This window comes from Variovorax sp. V15 (assembly GCF_041154425.1).
GTDB classification, from domain to species: domain Bacteria; phylum Pseudomonadota; class Gammaproteobacteria; order Burkholderiales; family Burkholderiaceae_C; genus Variovorax; species Variovorax guangxiensis.
The window spans coordinates 4,549,012-4,570,083 of the sequence record NZ_AP028659.1 but is presented as its reverse complement, the minus strand read 5'-3'; the positions used below and the strand labels follow the sequence as shown (position 1 = coordinate 4,570,083).

The following is a 21,072-nucleotide window of genomic DNA, read 5'->3' as shown; positions in this document are numbered from 1 at the left end:
GGCACGCCGCAGTTCCCCCATCTCCATGAGCGACGACAACTCCTTCAAGACCGCCGGTCCCGTCTCCTTCGGCCCGTTCACCCTGCGCGTCGCGCAGCGGCTGCTGGAGCGCGAGGGGGTGCCGGTGGATCTGGGTGGACGGGCGATGGATGTGCTCCTCGCGCTGGTCGCCAATGCCAACACCATCGTGAGCAAGCGGGAGCTCATGGCGCTGGCCTGGCCCGGCATGGTGGTTTCGGACGGCAGCCTGCGCTACCAGATCGCGATGCTGAGGCAGGCACTCGGCGACGGGCAGGACGGCGCACGGTACCTGTCGAACGTCGTCGGCCGCGGCTACTGTTTCGTGGCCCGCATCACGCCGGCGGAGGCTGCCATCGAAGTGCAGCCCGAGGCCGAGGCAAGCTGCGTCGAGCCCGGCCTTCCCGCGCAGCCGGTGGAACTGGTCGGCCGCGCGAAGGACCTGGCCGCGATCCCGGCCCAGCTGGCCCGCACGAGGTTCGTCACCATCGTGGGCTCGGGCGGCGTGGGCAAGACCAGCGTCGCGGTCCGCACCGGGCAGGACATGCTCGGCGAGTTCGGCGGGGCCGTGGTGTTCGTCGATCTTTCGATGCTGCTGGACCCCGGCCTGGTGCCCAGCGCCATCGCATCGATGCTGGGGCTGTCGGTGCGCTCCGCCGACCCGGTGCCCAGCCTTATCGCCTACCTGCGCGAAAGGCGCATGCTGCTGATACTGGACAACTGCGAGCACGTGATCGCGGCGGCCGCCTCGCTGGCCGAGCGCATCTTCCAGGCGGCGCCGCGCATCCACATTCTTGCCACCAGCCGCGAGGCTTTGCGGGTGCAGGGGGAGCACATCCACCTGCTCGATCCGCTGGACAACCCGCCCGACCAGCCCGGGCTCGTCGCGCGCGACATCCTCATGTATCCCGCCACGCGCCTGTTCGTCGACCGGGCCGGCGCGAGCGGCGCGATGCCCGACCTGAACGACGAGGACGCGCCCGTCATCGCGAGCATCTGCAGGAAGCTCGATGGCGTCGCCCTCGCCATCGAACTCGCGGCGCGGCGCGTTGCCGCCTACGGGCTCCAGCAGACGGCCGCGCTGCTCGACGAGCGCCTGGCGCTTTCGTGGCTGGGACAGCGCACGGCGCAGCCGCGGCACCAGACGCTGCAGGCCACCCTGGACTGGAGCTACGAACTGCTCGACATGCCGGAGCGCCTGGTGCTGTGCCGGCTGTCGGTCTTCGTCGGCCACTTCTCGCTGGAGGCCGCTCGCGAAGTGGCAGCGGACCAGGAGCTGACGCAGGCGCAGGTGGTCGACGCGGTCGCGAGCCTCGCGGAGAAATCTCTGCTCTCCCTCCGGCGCTCCGGCGCCTCGACCCAGTACCGGCTGCTCGAAAGCACCCGCGCGTACGCGCATTCGAAGGCCGGCGCCGATCTGGCCGACTCGGCGGCGCGGCGCCACGCCATCTACTTCCGCAAGCGGCTGGAGCAGATGGCCGCGCAGGACGACGCCTTCTCGCGCGACACCGCCCGCGCGTCGGACCTTGCGGACCTGGGCAACGTGAGGGCTGCGCTCGCCTGGTGCTTCGATCGCGCCGATGCCAGGGAGCTGGGCGTTTCCCTGATGCTGGCGGCCGTGCCGGCCTTCATGGCGATGTCGCTGCTGGCGGAGTGCCACGACTGGTCGAAGCGTGCGCTCGCCGGGCTGGGCACGGCTTCCGCTGGCAGTGCCGCAGAGATGCATCTGCAGGCGGCCGTCGGCCTCTCGCAGATGTTCACGCGTGGCCACAGCGACGAGGTGCGCCATGCGCTCGAACGCAGCCTGCGGGTGGCCGAGGAGCTCGGCGATTCCCGCAGCCAGGTCGAGCTGCTGGGGCGGCTGCAGATATTCCACGAGCGCATCGGCGACTTCGTCGAATCGCTCAGCCACGCCAGGCGCTGTGCCGACGTGGCCGCGTCCATCGACGACGCGACGGCGCAGGCGACCGCCAATTCGCTGGTGGGCCTGTGCCACCACCTGGTGGGCGACCAGCCCCGCGCGCGGCATTTCCTGGAGGCCGCGATCGCCGGTGCCTCGGTGTCGCGGCAGCGCAGCAGCATCCACGCGGGCTTCGACTTCCACAACCGCGCATGCATCGCGCTGGCCAGGACCCTGTGGCTGCAGGGCCATCCCACGCAGGCCGTGGTCGTCGCCCAGCGTGCGGTCGAGGAGGCCAGGCACCTGAACCACCCGGTCACGCTGTGCATCGCCCTGATATGGGCCGTGTCGGTATACATGTGGGTCGGCGACCTGGCGCGGGCCGAGCAGGACATCGACCGCTTCATCGCCTATGCGGAATCGCATTCGCTGACGCCGTACCTGGCAGTGGGCCGCGGGGTGAAGGGCGAACTCGCGGTGAAGCGCGGCGATGCAGCAAGGGGCGTGCAGGCGATCCAGGAGTCGCTGATCGAGCTGCGCGCGTCACGCTACGAGTTGCTCACCACCTCGTTCAACATCACGCTCGCCGAAGGCCTGAACGCCATCGGCAGGAACGGCGAGGCGCTGGAGCTGATGAACGACACGCTCGCGCTGGTGCATGCCAAGGGAGACCTCTACAACCTTCCGGAACTTCTTCGCGTGAAGGCGCGGGCTTTCTCGGGTGCCGTGCCGCCGGACATGGCGAGCGCCGAAGAATCGCTGCTCGAAGCGCTGGCTGCCAGCAGGCAGCAAGGGGCACGCTCGTGGGAGCTGCGCGTGGCAATGGACCTGGCTCGCCTCCGGGAAAAAGCGGGGTGCGGGCGGGAGGGAAGGGAACTGCTGGCCGGCGTGCTCGCCCACTACACGGAGGGCTTCGAAACCGCGGATCTGCAGGAAGCCGAGCGGCTGCTCGACGGGTCGATGGACTAGGGAAGGCGCGGCCGCGCCGCGCGCTTCCTCGACGGGAAGCGGGCGGCGGGCTGCGGCCGGGAAACGATCATCGAGATTTCCCGGCGTCGGGAACGATGGAAGCAGATGCGATGCGCATCGATGGCCGCTTACAGCGTTCCCTCGGTCACGCCGTGGGCCGCCGTTGCGCGTGCCTGCGCGCGCACCGTCGAACGATCGAGCGTGCTGGTGAACGCCTGCGGCACGCCGGCGTCGGCACCGTCGGCATAGAGGTTGCCGGCGCGGGCAGCCGCCACGGCTTCGGCACGCGTGTCCGAGCGCTTGGCCAGGGTGGGCAGCGCGGGAGCGACGTCCGCCGAGGCGCCTTCGCGATAGGGGTCTGCGCTGTGCGAGGCGACGACAGCCTCGGCCCGGACGCCGGCGCGGCTCGCGCTGGAGTGGAACTGCAGCACGCCCTGGTATTCCTCGGCGCTCGCGCCCAAGGCGAACAACGACGAGACGGCTGCGGCGGCGAGGAGGACGGAAGCTTTCATGATGAATCCTTTCGGTTGGGTGATGACAATTGGCAATAAGGTTTGCAAGAGGGTTTGTCAGCCGGATCGCATGTGCTTTTCCGAACTGATGGAGAGATTGTTCGGCGCATGAGGCGGCTCGTGAGCGGTTTGCGTATGCCTCTGTATCCGGGCCGTATCCGCCAACAATAAATTTCAAAACGACCCGTGCGGCCTCTCAGGGCGCGAGCCGCGTGAACACGTAGTCGTGGTTCTTCACCAGCGACTGGTGGCAGGCGAAGCAGGTCTGGTGCTGTGCCAGGTCCGCGGGCTTGCCGTCGATGAAGCGGCCGAAGCCCCAGCCGCCGGTGGCGGCGTATTTCTTCGAGTCCTTGACCATCACCTGCACGGTGGTGGCCGCGCCAGGAATGGAGGCGGGCGCGAACTCGGGCGACTGCACGTGTTTCCATGCCAGCTTGACGAGCACGGTCCCGTCGGGAAAGGGCAGCGTGCCCTGGTCGTAGGCCTTGATCGCCTTGGTGTTGCCGAGCACGACGCGCAGTTCGTTCAGCGGCTCGGCCTCGATGGCGGGCGCGATCAGCTGCCACTGCCGGTAGCCCTTGGGCAGGGTGACGCCGTAGATCGGCGATGCCTGCGGGTCCGGCGCGGCAGCGCGGGTCTCCTTCGCCGCAATGGGAGCGACCGCGAAGGTGGCCAGGGCGGCTGCGAGCGCGAGAACGCCTGCGCCGACGAACTTCGCCGGAGCGCCTTTGAGGGAAAGGGGAAATGCCTTCGCCGCATTCGTGCTGGAAGGCTGGTGCGTGTGTGGGTTGTTCATGGGTGGACTGTGCTGTTGGACAAGAAAATGCCCACGACACGCGGGACCGCGCCCCGGGGCGCGCCGATGGTCCGCCGCCTTCTTCCCTGTCTCCGCACACTGCGTATGCGCGTGTATCGCGCTTCGCCGGTCCACACACTACGTTACCGGGGCGTACTGTCGCGCTCTTGGGCCCGCACACCCGCGGCGGCCTGCCGTGCGCCGTCGAGCACGCGCGGTGAAGTCCTGCACGAAGGCGCAGGCGTGAAGGCGGACCGGGCCCGGGTCAGTACAGCTCGATGGTCTGGCGCAGCAGCCCCGATGCATCGGCGCTCGGCCCGACGAGGATATCGACCTCGCCAGCCTCGAACAGGGGCTGCAGGTCCGGACCGGGATAGCGCAGTTCGGCCGCCGGCAACTCCAGTTTCACGGAGCCGGTTTCGCCGGGCGCCAGCCGCAGCTTCGCGTAGCCCTTGAGCTCCAGCAGCGGCCGGGTGACCCGGCTCACCTTGCGGCGGGCGAACAGGAAGACCGTCTCCTCGGCCTCGCGCGCGCCGGTGTTGCGCAGCCCGATGCTGATTTTCAGCGTGTCCTGCTCGCTCACCCGCTTCTGTTCGACCTGCAATTCCTCATAGCCGAACCTGCCGTAGCTCAGGCCGTGGCCGAAGGCATAGAGCGGCGAGTTGTCGACGTCCTGGTACTTGCTCGTGAAGTAGTCGGCGGGGTTCATCGGCCGGCCGGAAGGGCGCTGGCCGAAGAAGACCGGCACCTGCCCGACGGCGCGCGGCCAGCTCATCGGCGTGCGGCCGCCGGGGCTTGCCTGGCCCGTGACCACGTCGGCGATCGCATTGCCGGCTTCGACGCCGAGGAACCATGCGGCCAGCAGTGCATCGGCGTGCCCGGCCAGCCAGGGAACGACGAGCGGACGGCCCGAGAACAGGATCGCGATGACGGGGATGCCCAGCTTCTTCGCGCGGGCCATCACCGCTTCGGCCAGGGCCTGCTGCCGGCCGGCGAGAGCGGGCGTGGCGCGGCTGGCCGCTTCGCCGCTCATCGTGGCGCGTTCGCCCAGGCACAGCAGCACGGCGTCGGCGCCGTCGCACAGCGCGACGGCGGCGTCGATGCCGCTGTCGTCGTCGCTCTCGATGGCGACGCCGGGCGCGTGGCGTATCTCGGCCTGCGGCAGCGCGGCGCGAAGGCCGCCCAGCACGGTGACCGCCGGCTCGTGTTCGCCGGCGCCCCACCACGGGCCTTTCATTTCGGTGTTGGCGTCGGCAAGAGGGCCGATGACGCACAGCGTCTTCGCCGAAGCAGGCAAGGGCAGGGTGTCGCGCTCGTTCCTGAGCATGACGATGGCCTTGCGCGCTGCGTCGCGCGCTATCGCTCGCCGTTCGGCGACAGCCTGCGTGGACTCCGGTGTCGCTCCACGGCGGTAGGGGTCGTCGAACAGGCCGAGCTGTTCCTTCAGCCGCAGCACGCGTCGCACGCTCGCGTCGATCTCCTCGATGGTCACGCGCCCCTGTTCGAGCGCTACCGGCAGGCCCTTGCGGTACGCGTCGGCCATCATGTCGATGTCGACACCGGCCTTCAGCGCCAGCACCGCGGCATCGACCAGATCGGCGGCGACGCCGTGCTTGATGAGTTCGGCGATCGCGTTGTAGTCGCTGACGATCACGCCCTCGAAGCCCATCTCGCCGCGCAGCCAGTCGCGCAGCAGGGGGACGTGCGCCGTCATCGGCACGCCGTTGAGATCGGTGAAGGCCGGCATCAGCGTCGCGACGCCGGCGCGCACGGCGGCCGCGAAGCCCGGCAGGTGCACTTCGTGCAGGGTGCGCTCGGAGATGTCGACGGCGGCGTACTCCCGCCCCGCGTTGACGCCGCCGTATGCGACGAAATGCTTCGCGCAGGCGGCCAGTGTGCCGGCCGACGACAGGTCGGTGCCCTGGAAACCGCGAACCTTTGCCTGCGCGATGCGCGCGTTGAGCCAGGGGTCTTCGCCCGGGCCTTCGGCGGTGCGGCCCCAGCGCGGATCGCGCGACACGTCGAGCATCGGCGCGAAGGTCATCGCCAGGCCGTCGGCCGCGCCTTCGCGCGCGGCCTCGCGCGCCGTGCGCTCCCAGAGTTCGTCGTCGAAGGCGCCGGCCTCCGCGAGCGGAATCGGGAAGAGCGTGCGGTGGCCATGGATGATGTCCAGGCCGATCAGCAGCGGAATGCCCAGCCGCGACTTCTCGACGGCCAGCCGCTGCATCTCGTGCGTGGGGCCGGCCCCGACCATGTTCAGCAGGTTGCCGACGGTGCCGTCGATGATCGACTGCGTGGAGTCTCCCGCGAGCACCGGTCCGGTGACCGTGTAGCTGGAGGCGGTCATCGTGAGCTGGCCGAGCTTTTCGGCAAGCGTCATCCGGGCCATGAGGGAATCGATGCGGCTCATCAGGGATTTCGAATAGAACCCAGGGGCCTCAATGATGGCATGCTGCGGGGCAGGGCCATCGGCCATGTGGTGTGGTCGATGATTCGGTGAAACCAAACGTCACACCGAAGACGACAACGACGAAAGGATCCGTTCGTGTTGAAGGATGAGAGAACCCCGAAGGAACTGGCTGCGCTGCCCGACGAGGCCTTGATCGAGGCCGTGCAGCGGCAGACCTTCCGCTATTTCTGGGACGGCGCCGACGCCGCCAGCGGCCTTGCGCTCGACCGCCGCACGCTGGTCGCCGCCACGGGCGAGGACCTGGCCGACGAGCGCGTCGCGATCGGCGGCACGGGCTTCGGCATCATGGGGCTGATCGTCGCGGTGGAGCGCGGCTGGGTCTCGCGCGACGCGGCGCTGGAGCGGCTGGGCCGCATGCGAGACGCGCTCCTGCGCGCCAGGCGCTATCACGGCACCTTCCCGCACTTCATGGACGGGGCGAGCGGCGAGACGATTCCGATGAGCCCGAAGGACGACGCGGGCGACCTGGTCGAGACCTCGTTCCTCTGCATGGGCCTGCTCTGCGCGCGCCAGTATTTCAACGACGACACGGCCATGGCGCGCCGTCTTCGCGCCGACTTCGACATGCTCTGGCACGAGGTCGAGTGGGACTGGTTCACCCAGGGCGGACGGGACGTGCTGTACTGGCACTGGAGCCCGAACCACGGCTGGGCGATGAACCACGAGGTGCACGGCTGGAACGAGTGCCTCATCACCTATTTCATGGCCGCGGCGGCGCCGCGCCACGCGATCGACCCGCGGGTCTACCACCGCGGCTTCGCTTCGGGGCCCGACTTCCTCAACGGCCGCTCGTACCACGGCATCGAGCTGCCGCTGGGCCCGCCGAACGGCGGCCCGCTGTTCTTCGCGCACTACTCGTTCTGCGGTCTGGATCCACATGGCCTGAAGGACCGCTATGCCGACTACTGGAGCCTCAACACCCGCCACGTGCAGGTCAACCGCGCGCACTGCATCGCCAACCCCCGGGGCTTCGCGGGCTACGGCGAGTCGTGCTGGGGCCTGACCGCCAGCGACGACCCCGACGGCTACCTCGCGCATGACCCGAACAACGACAACGGCACCATCTCGCCGACGGCGGCGCTGGCCAGCCTGCCATATGCACCGGCCGAGGTGATGCGGGTGCTGCGGCACTTCCTCGACGTGCACGGCACGCGCGTTTGGCGGGACTACGGCTTCATCGATGCGTTCTGCGAGTCGCGCGGCTGGTTCGCCGACACCTTCCTGGCCATCGACCAGGGCCCCATCGTCGTGATGATGGAGAACCATCGCACGGGCCTGCTGTGGAAGCTGTTCATGAGCGCGCCGGAGGTGCAGGCCGGGCTGCGGCGGCTGGACTTCAGCAGTCCGCATCTGGGGGCGTCGGCGTCGTGAGTCCTGGCGCGGCGAATCGACAAGACCCGGGCTTCGAGTCCTGGCTCGAAGGGCAGCTGCGCCATTCGGCGGGCGCGATGCTGTCGAGCATCTCGCCGGTGTCGATCGTCAAGCATCGCCCGGGCTTCGGGCAGACCGTGCGGCCGGTCGCCGGCGCCATCGTCGCCTCGCCCGTGCTCGGCGACTACAACCCCGACCCGGACTACTTCTTCCATTGGTTCCGCGATTCGGCCGTCGTCATCGACGCGTTGCGGCTGCTTTACAGCGACGGACACATCGGCGCCGAGGCACTGCGGCATCTGCGCGACTTCACCCGCTTCAGCCTTGCCCTGAACGGGCTCGACGGCCGGGCGATTGCCGCCGTGCCGGACCGCAGGGCGCGCGTGGCTCCCGAACTGCTGCAGTACCTGCGCGAGGACCATGACCTGGCAAGCGTCCACGGCGACGCGGTCGTCGCCGAGACGCGGGTGAACCCCGACGGCACGCTGGACATCCTGCGCTGGGCGCGACCCCAGCACGACGGACCGCCGCTGCGCGCGCTGGCGCTGCTGCGCTGGGTGGCCGGCGGGCATCTCGAGGATGCGGACCTGCTGGCCGAGGTCGCGTCGCTGGTCCGCTTCGACCTCGAGTTCACGCTGCGCCACTGGCGCGAGCCGTCGTTCGACATCTGGGAGGAAGAAAGCGGGCATCACTACTACACGCTGCGAGTCTCGGCAGCGGCACTGGCCGAAGGCGCGGCATGGCTGGACGGCCTGGGGGAGACGGCTCAGGCATTGCACTGCAGTGAAGAATCGCAGGCCGTGCTGCGGCTGCTCGACGGCTATCGGGTCGATGACCGCGGCGCGACGCATGGCTACTACCGTTCGCGCGTGCTGGCGGACGGCGGGCCCGGCCCGAAGGCGCTGGACATCGCGGTGATCCTCTCGGCGATCCACTGCGCCGGCACCGGGGCCATGCACGGCCCGGCCGATCCGTGCATGCAGGCCACGCTGGCGCGGCTCGACGCGCTGTTCGACGCGGCCTATCCGATCAACCATGGCCGCTCCTCGAACCGTGGCGCCGCGATGGGCAGGTATGCCGGCGATGTGTACTGCTCAGGTGGTGCGTATTACTTCTCGACGCTCGGCGCCGCCGAGTTCTGCTTCCGCGCCGCGGCGGCGCATGGCGGCGACGAGCACCGGCGCGACCAGTGGATCGGGCGCGGCGACGCCTATCTCGCCACCGTGCGCGCCTACACGCCGGCCAGCGGCGATCTGTCCGAGCAGTTCGACCAGCGCAGCGGCGAGCAGACTTCGGCGAAGCAGCTGGCCTGGAGCCACGCCGCGTTCATCTCGTGCGTGTCGGCGCGCCGCGCCGCGCTCGCCGCTTCCGGGGAGCCGCGCTGACGATGAGCGAGAGGGCAGAGACCCCCCGCGCCGAGCCCGTCGCAAGGGTCGGCGTCTTCCGCCAGGTCGGCGAGCTGATCGGCGCCCTGCGGGGCTCTCCGGTCTCGAAGAAGCTGGTCGGGCTGATCGGTGCGATCGTCGTGGTCGTGGGGCTCACGGCCTACGGGCAGATCGAGCTCAACAGCTGGAACAAGCCTTTCTACGATGCCATTTCGCGCCGCGACCTGAACGAGTTCATCGTGCAGGTCGGCGTGTTCGCCGTGATCGCGGGCGCGCTGCTGGTCCTGAACGTTGCGCAGCGGTGGCTGGGCGAGACTCTGCAGCTGAGGCTGCGCGAGGCCGTGGTCAATGACCTCGTGGGGCTGTGGCTGCAGCCGCGCCGCGCGTTCTGGCTGCAGGCCAGCGGCCCGATGGGCGCCCATCCGGACCAGCGCATGCACGAGGACACGCTGAAGCTGTGCGACCTGTCGGTCAACCTCGGCGTGGGCCTGCTGCAGGCCACGATGCTGTTCGGCAGCTTCGCGAGCGTGCTGTGGGTGCTCTCCAAGGACTTCAGCATCTTCTTCAACGGCCAGGACCACGTGCTGCCGGGCTTCATGCTGTGGGCAGCGATCGCGTACGCGGTGGCCGGCTCGCTGGTGACCTACTGGGTCGGCAACGGCCTGATCTCGCGCAACGCCGAGCGCTATGCGCGCGAGGGCGAGCTGCGCTTCTCGCTCACGCGCATCAACGAGCATCTCGACGGCATCTCCCTGGCCGGCGGCGAGGCCGACGAGAAGCGCCGCGTCGCCGTGCATTTCGGCGACGTGCTGCGCGCCACCTCGCGCGTGGTGCTCGGGCTGACCAACCTGACGTGGGCCACGGCGGGTTTCGGCTGGATCACCGTCATCGCGCCGACGCTGGTGGCAGCGCCGCTGTACTTCTCGGGCAAGGTGTCCTTCGGCGGCCTGATGATGGCCGCCGCCGCCTTCACGCAGGCGCAGTCGTCGCTGCGCTGGTTCGTCGACAACTTCAGCATCATTGCCGACTGGCGCGCCACGCTGCTGCGCGTGACCGACCTGCGCCGGATGCTGGCGTCCGACCTGGAGGCGCAGGCGGGCGGCAGCCGCATCGCCTACGAGGAGGGTGAAGCCGGGACGCTCGCGATGGAGGCGCTCGATGTCCGCTCCTGGAACGGCCACGACCGGCTGGACGTGCCGGCGCTCGTCGTGCGCCGCGGCCAGTGCGCGCTGATCCTCGGCACGCCGGGTACCGAGAAGACGCTTCTGTTCCGGGCGCTCGCAGGCCTGTGGCCCTGGGGCTCGGGCACGGTGCGCCGGCCGGACGGCGAGACCATCCACTACATGCCGCGCGGCACGCCCTACATTCCGCGCGGCACGCTGGCCGAGGTGCTGTCGTATGCGATGGAGCCGACGACCTATCCGAGGGAAGCGATGGTGGCCGCCCTGGAGAGCGTGGGCCTGCAGCGCCTCGAACCGCTGCTGGACAGGACGGGCCGCTGGGAGAGCGACCTCAGCATGGACGAGCAGCTGCGGCTGGGCTTCGCCCGCGTGGTGCTGCAGGAACCGCCCTGGCTGGTGATGGACGAGGCCTTCAGCGCGTTCGACGACGACACGCTCGAACTCATCATCGGTGCCTTGGGCAAACTCACGCGCACGGGCATCATTCACATCGGCTCGGCCGGCGGGGCGCACGACCGGCTGTTCACGCAAGTGGTTCATCTGGTCAAGGCGCCGCACGACGTGCCCGAGGAGCCGCGACCATGAGACGCAAAGAGTCGACCGTCAGCCGCGTGCGCCGCGCCCTCATGCGGCTGGGCGTCGCGCTGCCTGCCTTGCCCTCATGGGCCTGGGCGGCGGATTTCGGCTTCCGGCCGCCGCGCGATCCGGAGGATGCCGCGGCCGAGGGCCTGATGCGGGACCTGGCCGAGCGCATCCTGCCGGTGTATCAGGACGCGGACAAGGACGCCTTCCTGGCCAACGTGACGGCCCTGCAGATCGTCAGCGGCGCCTATCGTGCGGCCCAGGACAGCAGCCGCTCCCTGCGCGAGCGCCGCAAGGGCAAGCCCTTCGACGTGCTGGCCGAGCGCGCGACTCTCGACGGCATCTATGCGGGCGCGCGCATGCTCGAGGCGCAGGGGCGCGTCGGCTTCGCCGAAGCCTACGCGCGCTCTTTCGACGAGCTGGTATCGCCGCTGGACAACGCGCAGGCCCAGGCCGTCATGGCGCGGCTGGAGATTCCGGCGGCGGCGTTCAGGGAGCCGCTGCGCCAGGCCTTCGATCTCTGGCGCGCCAAGGGCAGCCTGCCGGAGGCCGAGGCCCTGGCGCTCGTGCGGACCTGGCTGTCGTACCAGTCGCGCCGCAGCTTCAGCGGGCTGCTGCCCGAGCTGTTCGCGGCGCAGAACGGCAGCCGCTACGTGGCGCAGGCCGACGTCAGGATTCCCGTGCGCGGGGGAGTCATCCATGCCAGCATGGTCCGGCCCGGCCGCGCGGAAGGGGCGCTGCCGGCGCTGCTGCGCTTCACGCTGGACCCCGCCGAGGACGACGCGCGGCGCAGCGCGGCCAGGGGCTATGTCGGCATCACGGCGTACGTGCGCGGCCGCACGCCCGACGGCAAGGGCGCCGTGTGGCCCTTCGTCCGCGACAGCGAGGACGCCGCCGCCGTCATCGACTGGATCGCCCGGCAGGCGTGGAGCGACGGGCGCGTGGTCATGCTCGGCGAGGGCTATTCCGGCTACGCCGCCTGGGCGGCAGCCCGCAGGAGGCCGGCGGCGCTCAAGGCGATCGCCACCATCGCGCCGATGGCGCCGGGCATCGACTTTCCGATGGCCGGACAGATCTTCCGCAACGCCATGGTCCGATGGGCGCAGGAACATGCGCTGGCCGAGCCGCTGCACGCGAGCACCAACGGCGATGCCGACGCCGGCCCGGATGCCGTCTGGCAGGCGCTCGATGCTCGCTGGTATCGCGGCAATCGTCCCTATTGGGACATCGACCGCGTCCTCCTGGGCAAGCGCAGCAGGCTGATCCGCACGTGGCTGACGCACCCGAGCCACGACCGCTACTGGCAGAAGTTCCTGCCATCGGCGGATCAGTTCGCGCGCATCGACATCCCGGTGCTCAGCTTCGCGGGCTACTTCGGCGCCGACGCCGGCGCGCTCCACTTCCACCGCGAGCATCTGCGCAACCGGCCGCAGGCCGACACGACGCTGCTGCTCGGCCCCTACGACGCGAGCTCGATCCGGCGCGGCATGGCGACGACGCTGCGCGGCTATACGCCGGACCCCGTTGCGCATGTCGACCTGCCTGAGCTGCGCTACCAGTGGATCGACCACATCCTCAAGGGCGCGAACAAGCCTGCGCTGCTGGCGGATCGCGTCAACTACCAGGTGATGGGGGCGGACCAGTGGCGCCATGCTCCGCTGCTGGAGGCGCCGGAGCGCGCGCCGCTGCGCCTCTATCTCGACACCAGCGCGCGCGGCGAACCGCATCGGCTGCTGCCTGCGCCGGCCGAGGAGGGCGGCAACGCGCGGCTGTCGGTCGACCTGGCCGACAGGCGCGACGTGCGCACCCCCTGGCCCGACGCGCTGCGGATGAAGCAGCTGCCGGCGCGCAACAGCATCAGCTTCGTCGGCGATCCGCTGCCCGATGGCACCGAGATCATCGGCAGCCTGCGCGGGGTGTTCGACATCACGCCCTCGCGGCAGGACGTGGACTTCAGCGTCTCGCTGTACGAGCAGACGGCAAGCGGCGAATGCCAGTTGCTTTTCGATCCCTATGACTTCCGCGCGAGCTATGCGGGCCATCGCGTGCGTCGCCGGCTTCTGCGGGCGGGCGAGCGCCAGCTGCTTGCCTTCACCGTCGAGCGCGTCACCGCCTGCAGGCTGGCGGCGGGCAGCCGCCTCGTGCTGGTGGTCGGCATCAACAAGCGGCCCGACCGGCAGATCGACTACGGCAGCGGCAAGGACGTGAACTCGGAGACCATCACCGACGCGAAATGGCCTCTGCGCGTGCGCTGGCATGCGCGCAGCTACGTCGAGATCCAGACCGGCAAATCGTCCTGATTCACTAAGCTTGCCCGGTGCCGATCACGACGCCTTCGCAGGGCGCCAGCATCAGCGGCTCTTCGATCGATCCGGCGCGCGCGGGATCGGTCGATGCCAGCACGACCGGCTGTCGCGGCAGCAGCGACGGCTGCACAGGCGCCGGAGTGCCGCCGAAGTTCAGAACAACCACCAGCCGCTGCCCGTCGCTCTCGCGCGCATAGGCGAGCACCTCGCTCCCGGCTTCGAGCGCTTCGTAGCTGCCCCGGTGCAGCGCGGGCTGCGCGCGGCGCAGCGCGATCAGACGCCGGTAGAGCGCCAGCATGGACCCGGCGTCGCGCGACTGCGCCTCCACGTTGCACGTGCGCCAGTCGGACGCCAGGCGCAGCCAGGGGCTGCCCGTCGTGAAGCCGGCGTGCGGGGCTGCGCTCCACTGCATCGGCGTTCTCTCCGGGTCGCGGCCCAGGCCCATGCCGGGCTTGTTCTTCTCGAACGGGTCCTGGACTTCGTCGGCGGGAATGGGAACGTCCGTCATGCCGATCTCGTCGCCGTAATAGAGCGTGGGCGTACCGCGCAGCGTGAGCAGCAGCATGGCCGCGAGCCGCGCCATCCGCGGGCCGACGCGGCTCGCGATGCGCGACCTGTCGTGGTTGCCCAGCACCCAGTTCGGCGCGGCGCCGGGGGGCAGGGCGGCTTCGTAGTCGCGCACCAGCCGGTCGATGAGCGCGGCCTGCCATTCGGTCGCGATCAGCTGGAAGTTGAAGGGCAGCTGCACGCCTTCGAGCACGCCCCGGGCGTTGAGGCCGTAGTAGGCGACCAGGCGCGCGAGCGGCAGGTAGAGCTCGCCGATCAGCACGCGCGACGAGCGCACGTCGCTGAACTCGTCGACCACGCGGCGCATCTCGGCCACGATGGGCTGCACCTCCGGCAGGTCGGTGTTGTAGAGCATCGTCAGGCGCAGGAAGGGGTCCTGGCCCTCGACGAAATCGGGGTTCGGCGGGTTGTCGCGGAACTGCGCGTCCTTGACGATCTGCGAGAGCACGTCGACGCGGAATCCGTCGACGCCTCGCCGCAGCCAGAAGCGCAGCACCTCGTACATCGCGGCGCGCACCTCGGGGTTGCGCCAGTTGAGATCGGGCTGCTCCTTCAGGAACGAATGGGCGTAATACTGGCCGGTGGCCTCGTCGAAGCTCCACGCCGGGCCGCCGAAATTGCCGAGCCAGTTGTTGGGCGGCCCGCCGTCGGGCGCCGGATCGCGCCAGATGTACCAGTCGCGCCGCGCATCGGTGCGAGCCCTGCGGCTGTGCACGAACCATGGATGACGGTCCGAGGTGTGGTTGGGCACGAAGTCCAGGATGAGCCTGAGGCCCTTCGCATGAGCCTCCCGCACCAGCGCATCGAAGTCGTCCAGCGTGCCGAAGCGCGGATCGATGTCGCAGAAGTCGGAGATGTCGTAGCCGAAGTCGGCCATCGGCGAGGGATAGATCGGCGATATCCAGACGGCGTCGACGCCGAGTGCGACCAGATGGTCGAGCCGGGCGCGGATGCCGTCGATATCTCCGATGCCGTCGCCGTTGCTGTCCTGGAACGAACGCGGGTAGACCTGATAGACGATTCCGTACTTCCACCAGTCGTCAGCTGACATCGTGATTCCCTTGCCCAGGCGTCGATCGGGCCATTGTCTCCAGAAAGCGCGCCGGGCATTCCCGGGAGCGCCGGAATCTCCAGATATCCAAGTCGCCACGTCTTTGCCGAGCCTGTCGGCGGAAAAAGTCAAGAGGCGGTTGCCTCGAATACAGGCACTCTGGCGACGGCCCGCACGGATGCTGGCAACGCCGATGTTGTCCCTGCGTTATCCACAAAGATTTCCACAGACTGGTGGAACAACTTTCTGCTGGAACACTGTCCCGGCGCGGCGCGCACCGTCTTCGTGAACGCACCTGCATTGCGCATCTCGACGCGAGATACGCCGATCTTCAATCCATATGAATCTTGCGTGGAAACCCGCAACGGCGAGGCGGGGTGTGGACGCGACCATCGCCTGCAGCCGAACCAGGCGAAGGAAAGCGACGCACCCCATGAGCACCAGCACCATCGCGCAGCCCTGCGAGGGCCGCTTCGACAGCACCTCCGATGCCGTCTACCGCAAGGTCGGATGGCGGCTGATACCGCTGCTGTTCCTCTGCTACATCGTGGCGTACCTCGACCGCGTGAACGTCGGATTCGCCAAGCTGCAGATGCAGGGCGACCTGCGGCTCAGCGACGCGGTCTACGGGCTGGGCGCGGCATCTTCTTCATCGGCTACTTCCTGTTCGAGGTGCCGAGCAACGTGGTGCTGCACCGCGTGGGTGCGCGCCGCTGGATCGCGCGCATCATGATCACCTGGGGCCTGCTCTCGGCGGGCACCATGTTCGTGGGTTCGCCGTTGTCGTTCTACGTGATCCGCTTCCTGCTCGGAGCGGCCGAGGCGGGCTTCTTCCCCGGCATCATTCTTTACCTCACCTACTGGTATCCGGCCGCGCGGCGCGGCAAGGCGACCTCGCTGTTCCTCGCGGCGATCCCGTTCGCGGGCATTCTCGGCGGGCCGTTCTCGGGCTGGATCCTGCAGGGCATGGGCGGCGTGAACGGATGGGCGGGCTGGCAGTGGCTGTTCCTGCTCCAGGGGCTGCCGACGGTGGCGCTTGGCTTGATCGTGTGGCGCTACCTCGACGACCGCGTGAAGGACGCGCGCTGGCTCACGCCGGCCGAGCGCGAACTCATCGCCCGCGACATCGCCGCCGAGGCCGCGGGCAAGTCCGAGCCGCGCATCGCCGGCGTGCTGGGCAACGGCCGCGTGTGGCTGCTGGCGCTGGTGTACTTCGCCTACACCTCGGGGCTGTACGGCATCTCGTTCTGGCTGCCCAGCATCATCAAGGCGGCGGGTGTCAAAGGGGCGCTCGACATCGGCCTGCTCAGCGCCATTCCATGGACATTCGGCGTGATCGCGATGTATTTCATGGCCCGCAGCGCGGACCGCCGGCTCGAGTACCGCTGGCACAGTGCGACCGGCGCGGTGGTCGGCGCGATCGGGCTGATGCTGAGCGTAGCCTCCCACGGCGACGTGACGCTCGCGATGGCCGGGCTCACGCTGGCGACGATGGGCATCATGTCGACCTTCCCGGTCTTCTGGGGCATGCCCACGGCCTTCCTCGGCGGTGCGGCGGCGGCCGCGGGCATCGCGCTCATCAACTCCTTCGGCAATCTCTCGGGCTTCAGCGCGCCGTACCTGATCGGGCTCATCAAGGATGCGACGCAGAGCACCGATGCGGGGCTGCACATGCTCGCGGCGCTGCTGGTGATCGGCGCCGTGCTGGTGCTGTTCGTCGGGCGGGGCGCCACCTCGCCGAAGCGCTGATCGGTACCTGGCCAGGAGACATCCATGGACTCCATCGTGAACATTCCCGTGCGCTCGAACACACGGCGTTCGCCATCGCCCGAGCTGCTCGCCCTGCTGGAGAGCAGGTTCGCCGAGCGCTTCTCCACCAGCAAGAGCGTGCTGCTGCAGCATGGTACGGACGAGTCGATCTATCCGCCCCGGCCGCCCGATGCGGTGGTGTATGTGCGCAGCACGGAAGAAGCGGCTTTCGTGGTGCGAGCCTGCGCGAGGGAGCGGGTGCCGGTCATAGGCTTCGGTGTGGGCTCGTCGGTCGAAGGGCATCTGCTGGCGGTGGCGGGCGGCGTGTGCGTCGACTTCTCCCAGATGAACAAGGTGCTTGCGATCAGGCCCGGCGACCTCACGGCCACGGTGGAGGCGGGCGTCACGCGGGGGCAGTTGAACGCGGCGCTGCAGGGCACGGGTTTCTTCTTCTCGGTCGATCCCGGCGCCGATGCGTCCATCGGCGGCATGGTCGCGACGGCGGCTTCGGGCACCAACACCGTCCGCTACGGCACCATGCGAGACAACCTCGTGAGCCTCACGGTGGTCACGGCCGACGCAGAGGTCGTGCGCACCGCCTCGCGGGCTCGCAAGAGTTCGGCGGGCTACAACCTCACGCAGCTGTATTGCGGATCCGAGGGCACGCTGGGGCTGATCACCGAAGTCACCGTGCGGCTGCATCCGCATCCCGAAACCTATGCGGCCGCGGTGGTGCACTTTCCATCGGTGCGAGCGGTGGTCGACTGCGTCATCGAGGCGATCCAGATGGGTGTGCCGCTGGCGCGCGCCGAACTGCTGGACGCACTGACCATCCGCGCCGTGAACGCGCACAGCCGCACTACGCTCGGCGAGCATCCGACACTGTTCCTGGAGTTCGGCGGCAGCCAGGCGCAGATCGACGAGCAGGCGGGCATCGTGCGCGAGATCGCGAGCGGTCATGGCGGCGGCGCTTTCCAGTGGGCGAAGCGGCCCGAGGAACGCTCGCGCCTGTGGACGCCGCGCCATCACGCCTACTTCGCATGCCTGCAGCTGAAGGCAGGCTGCCGCAGCCTGAGCACGGATGCCTGCGTGCCGCTTTCCGCGCTCGCGCAATGCATCGAGGAGACGCAGGCCGACATCGCTGAACACGGGCTGCTGGTGCCGGTGCTGGGCCATGTCGGCGACGGCAACTTCCATTGCCTGGTGCTGGTGGACCCGGGAAATGCGGCGCAGAACGACGCCGCCGAGGCCTTCAGCCATCGGCTGGTGCAGCGGGCATTGCGCCACGGCGGGACTTCGACCGGAGAGCATGGCGTGGGGCTGCACAAGATGAGGTACCTGGTCGAGGAGCATGGCGAGCACACTGTGGCGCTGATGCGTGCAGTGAAGAAAGCGCTGGACCCGCATGACATCTTCAACCCCGGGAAGGTCGTCGCCCTGTCCCAGGGCTGAGCGCGGGTGTGCGATCTAGAATTTCCGGCCTTGCCTGCACCTCGCGGCGAGCGGCCGGAGGCCCCCTGATGGAGTTGCGCCAGTTCAAGTACTTCGTTGCCATCGTGGATTGCGGCAGCCTCTCGCGCGCCGCGCAGCAACTCTTCATCGCGCAGTCGGCCCTGAGCAAGCAGATGGCCGAGCTCGAATCCGAACTCGGCACGCAACTGCTTCTGCGCAGCCGCAACGGCGTTGCGATGACCGAGGCCGGCAAGGTCTTCTACGAATACGCGCAGGGCATCACCAAGCAGGTGCGCGACGCGAAGGCCGCGGTGCACGTCGCGGCCGAGTCCGTGGCGGGATCGGTGGTGGCGGCGCTGCCGCAGAGCGTGTCGCCGATGATCGCGCTGCCGCTGATGCGCGCTGCTGCGCGGCGCTATCCCGACGTGGTGCTGCATCTGAACGAGGAACTCACCGGCAACATGGCCGACCAGTTGCTGCGCGGCCGGGTCGACGTGGCGATGTTCTCGCCCACCATGCCCGAGGAGGACATCCGCTTCTTTCCGCTGGTGGAGGAAGACTTCGTTTTCCTCGACTCGCCCCAGAGCCCGCATGCGCTGCCGCCTGGTGACGTGAGCATCGCGCAGGCCACCGCGCGGCCGCTGGTGTGGCCGGCCCATGCCCACGGGCACTGCACGCGATGGCTCGTCGACACGGTGCTGGAGCAGGCGGGCCATCCGGCTGCGCGGGTGGCGGCGGAGATCAACTCCGTCTATACGCTGAAGGCGGCGGTGGAGGCAGGGCTGGGGCCGACGATCATGCCGTTCGGACTTGCGCAGCGCGAGGTGCAGGAGGGGCGGCTCGTGGCGCACCGCATCGATTCGCCTTCGATGCATCGCACGCTGGGGCTGTGCGTTTCGGTGCACCTGCCGACCACGAACGCCAAGCGCGCGGTGTGCACGCTGATCGGCGACGTGGTGCGCGACCTGTGCGAGAGCGGGCAGTGGGCCGGCGCGCGTGCGCTCGCGCCGGTGAAGAGCGCCGCGAAGACCGCCGCGAAGTAGGGCCGGCCCTTCGCTTCAGGCGCGGCGCTTGCGGGCCGCGGGCGCGGCCTTTGCAGCAGGGGTGAAGAGGCGCATGATGGCCTGGCGCACATCGGCCTGCATGTTCTCGACGGCCTTCGTGTCGCCGGACATGTGCTTCAGCAATGCCTGCTGGAAGAGCCCGTCGAACAGCGCATAGGTGGCCGATGGCGACATGCCGGGCTGCTCGCCGGAAAGCTCGGCGAAGCGGCTCATGATGCGCCAGATCATGTCTTCCAGGCTCTTGTCGATCTGCACGACGTCGGTGCGGAAGGCTTCCTCGAAAAGGGCCTGCGAGCGCAGGTCGTACCAGAGGCGGTGCACGTGGCCTTCGTCGCAGAGCGTGTCGCCCAGGCTCTTGAGGAAGCCGGCCATCAGTTCGTCGTAGGTGGTGGCGCTTTCCACCGCATGGTCGTAGCGCGTGACGCAGCGGGCCTTGTACTGCTTCACGCTGCAGATGATCAGGTCGACCTTGTCGCTGAAGTAGTAGTGCAGAACGCCGTGCGAGAACTCGGAGTTCTGCGCGATCTCGCGCAGGCTCGTACGCGCATAGCCCAGTGCCGCCAGTGTGGTCAGCGCGGCTTCGCCCAGCTCGGCTCGGCGCTCGGAGAACTTGTCGACCCGCGCCTTGGGCACTCGTTCAGCGTGTTTCTTTACCCGTTGATGTGTCGTCATTGAAAGCCGGGCCGCGTGGATGCCGACCCTGTGTTCCTCGTGATTGCAGAACATAGCACGCAAGCGGGAGAACCCGCATCCGGCGTGCCACGTACGCCATTCTAGAAAAACTTGACGAGTGACTAGAAAAATCTTGACAGTCGTAAAGTCGATTTCTAGGATGGCCGCTCCATCTCACAACATATCCACAGGAGACAAGTGATGGCCAAGTTCGACTTGAAAGGGCGCCGTGCGCTCGTGACGGGTGGTGCGCGCGGCATCGGCGCGAGCATCGCCGAGACGCTGGCCACCGCCGGCGCGTCCGTGATGATCGGCGACGTGCTCGCCGACCTGGGGCGGGAAACCGCCTCCAGGCTCGCTTCCTCCGGGGCCAAGGTGGGCTTCGTCCCGCTCGACGTCACGAAGGACGGCGACTGGGCCTCGGCCGCCGAGACCACGGTGAAGGAGCTCGGCGGCTTCGACATCCTCGTCAACAACGCAGGCATCGAGATCACCTCGCTGGTGGTCGACGTCGACGGCGACGACCTGCGCCGCATGCTCGACGTGAACGTGGCTGGCACCCTGCTCGGCATGAAGCACGCGTTCCGCGCGATGCGTCCCGGCGGCAGCGCGGGCAACGGCGGGGCGGTGGTCAACATTGCGTCGGTCGCCGCCACCATCGCATTCCCCGCCATCTCCGGCTACTCCGCCACCAAGTCTGCCGTCGACCGCGCAACGCGCGTCGCGGCCATGGAGTCAGGCAAGCTGGGCTACGGCGTGCGCGTGAATTGCATCTACCCGGGGCTCGTGCCCACCGAGATGGGCATGAAACTCGCCCAGGACATCGTGGCCGCCGGCCTTGCGCCCAGCGTCGAGGCGGCCGTGGGCGACGTGGTCGGCCAGACGCCGCTGGGCCGTCTCGGCGAAGTCGGTGACATGGCCGACGTGGTGGTCTTCCTCTGCTCCGACGCGGCCCGGTTCATCACCGGTGCCGGCATCGCGGTGGATGGCGGCATGGGCATGTAAGTCACGCAGACAAGCAATCAGG

At 68.9% G+C, this 21,072-nt stretch carries 13 protein-coding genes and 1 pseudogene; 9 read left to right on the top strand and 5 right to left on the bottom strand.

Translation table 11 applies throughout. From position 1 onward, the window contains the following. Positions 1-25 precede the first annotated feature (25 nt). Positions 26-2,887: a winged helix-turn-helix domain-containing protein gene (locus ACAM57_RS21730; protein WP_369658877.1), complete on the top strand. Its 2,862-nt coding sequence runs from the start codon at positions 26-28 to the stop codon at positions 2,885-2,887. A gap of 128 nt (positions 2,888-3,015) precedes the next feature. Here the strand turns inward: ACAM57_RS21730 and ACAM57_RS21725 are convergent, their stop codons facing one another. From ACAM57_RS21725 to ACAM57_RS21715, 3 genes are all read right to left on the bottom strand, one after another. After that, on the bottom strand, positions 3,016-3,399 hold the full coding sequence (locus ACAM57_RS21725) for a helicase SNF2 (RefSeq protein WP_369658876.1): 384 nt from the start codon (positions 3,397-3,399) through the stop codon (positions 3,016-3,018). Positions 3,400-3,595: 196 nt separating this feature from the next. Next, complete coding sequence (locus ACAM57_RS21720; RefSeq protein ID WP_369658875.1) at positions 3,596-4,195, bottom strand: cytochrome P460 family protein; 600 nt, start codon at positions 4,193-4,195, stop codon at positions 3,596-3,598. Positions 4,196-4,460: 265 nt separating this feature from the next. Beyond that, positions 4,461-6,605, bottom strand: coding sequence for a glycoside hydrolase family 3 N-terminal domain-containing protein (locus tag ACAM57_RS21715; protein ID WP_369658874.1), 2,145 nt, complete (start codon positions 6,603-6,605; stop codon positions 4,461-4,463). Between the two features lie 135 nt (positions 6,606-6,740). Here ACAM57_RS21715 and ACAM57_RS21710 point away from each other — a divergent pair, with 135 nt between their 5' ends. From ACAM57_RS21710 to ACAM57_RS21695, 4 genes are read left to right on the top strand one after another with little or no spacing between them, the layout of a single operon-like run. After that, positions 6,741-8,036, top strand: a complete 1,296-nt coding sequence (locus ACAM57_RS21710) for a glucoamylase family protein (protein WP_369658873.1) — start codon at positions 6,741-6,743, stop codon at positions 8,034-8,036. Then, positions 8,033-9,421: a glycoside hydrolase family 15 protein gene (locus tag ACAM57_RS21705; protein WP_369658872.1), complete on the top strand. Its 1,389-nt coding sequence runs from the start codon at positions 8,033-8,035 to the stop codon at positions 9,419-9,421. Before ACAM57_RS21710 ends, ACAM57_RS21705 begins: the two co-directional genes overlap by 4 nt. A gap of 2 nt (positions 9,422-9,423) precedes the next feature. Continuing rightward, entirely contained in the window at positions 9,424-11,187 is a 1,764-nt protein-coding gene (locus tag ACAM57_RS21700; protein WP_369658871.1) for an ABC transporter ATP-binding protein/permease, read from the top strand. Continuing rightward, positions 11,184-13,484, top strand: a complete 2,301-nt coding sequence (locus ACAM57_RS21695; protein ID WP_369658870.1) for a CocE/NonD family hydrolase — start codon at positions 11,184-11,186, stop codon at positions 13,482-13,484. The genes ACAM57_RS21700 and ACAM57_RS21695 overlap by 4 nt, the downstream gene beginning before the upstream one ends. A 4-nt stretch (positions 13,485-13,488) precedes the next feature. Here the strand turns inward: ACAM57_RS21695 and ACAM57_RS21690 are convergent, their stop codons facing one another. Next, positions 13,489-15,108 carry an alpha-amylase family glycosyl hydrolase gene (locus ACAM57_RS21690; protein WP_369658869.1) on the bottom strand — a complete coding sequence of 540 codons (1,620 nt, stop codon included), beginning with the start codon at positions 15,106-15,108 and terminating at the stop codon, positions 13,489-13,491. Between the two features lie 433 nt (positions 15,109-15,541). On the opposite strand from ACAM57_RS21690, the pseudogene ACAM57_RS21685 reads away from it, so the two are divergent. The 3 genes and pseudogenes from ACAM57_RS21685 to ACAM57_RS21675 all read left to right on the top strand — a co-directional run bounded on the left by ACAM57_RS21685 (position 15,542) and on the right by ACAM57_RS21675 (position 19,352). Beyond that, positions 15,542-16,857, top strand: a pseudogene (locus ACAM57_RS21685) (MFS transporter). 24 nt (positions 16,858-16,881) lie between these two features. Continuing rightward, positions 16,882-18,309, top strand: coding sequence for an FAD-binding oxidoreductase (locus ACAM57_RS21680; protein ID WP_369658868.1), 1,428 nt, complete (start codon positions 16,882-16,884; stop codon positions 18,307-18,309). Between the two features lie 68 nt (positions 18,310-18,377). Further along, complete coding sequence (locus ACAM57_RS21675) at positions 18,378-19,352, top strand: LysR substrate-binding domain-containing protein (protein WP_369658867.1); 975 nt, start codon at positions 18,378-18,380, stop codon at positions 19,350-19,352. A gap of 15 nt (positions 19,353-19,367) precedes the next feature. Here ACAM57_RS21675 and ACAM57_RS21670 read toward each other — a convergent pair whose 3' ends face one another. Next, a complete protein-coding gene (locus ACAM57_RS21670) occupies positions 19,368-20,006 on the bottom strand; it encodes a TetR/AcrR family transcriptional regulator (protein ID WP_206169545.1) in 639 nt (212 codons plus the stop codon). Between the two features lie 240 nt (positions 20,007-20,246). Here ACAM57_RS21670 and ACAM57_RS21665 point away from each other — a divergent pair, with 240 nt between their 5' ends. After that, positions 20,247-21,050 (top strand): SDR family NAD(P)-dependent oxidoreductase, encoded by an 804-nt coding sequence (locus ACAM57_RS21665; protein WP_369658866.1) that lies wholly within the window; start codon positions 20,247-20,249, stop codon positions 21,048-21,050. Positions 21,051-21,072 lie beyond the last annotated feature (22 nt).

Coding starts and splice junctions, on each gene's coding strand:
- ACAM57_RS21680 (WP_369658868.1), top strand. CDS start 16,882: ATGGACTCCATCGTGAACATTCCCGTGCGCTCGAACACACGGCGTTCG.
- ACAM57_RS21725 (WP_369658876.1), bottom strand. CDS start 3,399: ATGAAAGCTTCCGTCCTCCTCGCCGCCGCAGCCGTCTCGTCGTTGTTC.
- ACAM57_RS21700 (WP_369658871.1), top strand. CDS start 9,424: ATGAGCGAGAGGGCAGAGACCCCCCGCGCCGAGCCCGTCGCAAGGGTC.
- ACAM57_RS21715 (WP_369658874.1), bottom strand. CDS start 6,605: ATGAGCCGCATCGATTCCCTCATGGCCCGGATGACGCTTGCCGAAAAG.
- ACAM57_RS21690 (WP_369658869.1), bottom strand. CDS start 15,108: ATGTCAGCTGACGACTGGTGGAAGTACGGAATCGTCTATCAGGTCTAC.
- ACAM57_RS21695 (WP_369658870.1), top strand. CDS start 11,184: ATGAGACGCAAAGAGTCGACCGTCAGCCGCGTGCGCCGCGCCCTCATG.
- ACAM57_RS21665 (WP_369658866.1), top strand. CDS start 20,247: ATGGCCAAGTTCGACTTGAAAGGGCGCCGTGCGCTCGTGACGGGTGGT.
- ACAM57_RS21675 (WP_369658867.1), top strand. CDS start 18,378: ATGGAGTTGCGCCAGTTCAAGTACTTCGTTGCCATCGTGGATTGCGGC.
- ACAM57_RS21730 (WP_369658877.1), top strand. CDS start 26: ATGAGCGACGACAACTCCTTCAAGACCGCCGGTCCCGTCTCCTTCGGC.
- ACAM57_RS21720 (WP_369658875.1), bottom strand. CDS start 4,195: ATGAACAACCCACACACGCACCAGCCTTCCAGCACGAATGCGGCGAAG.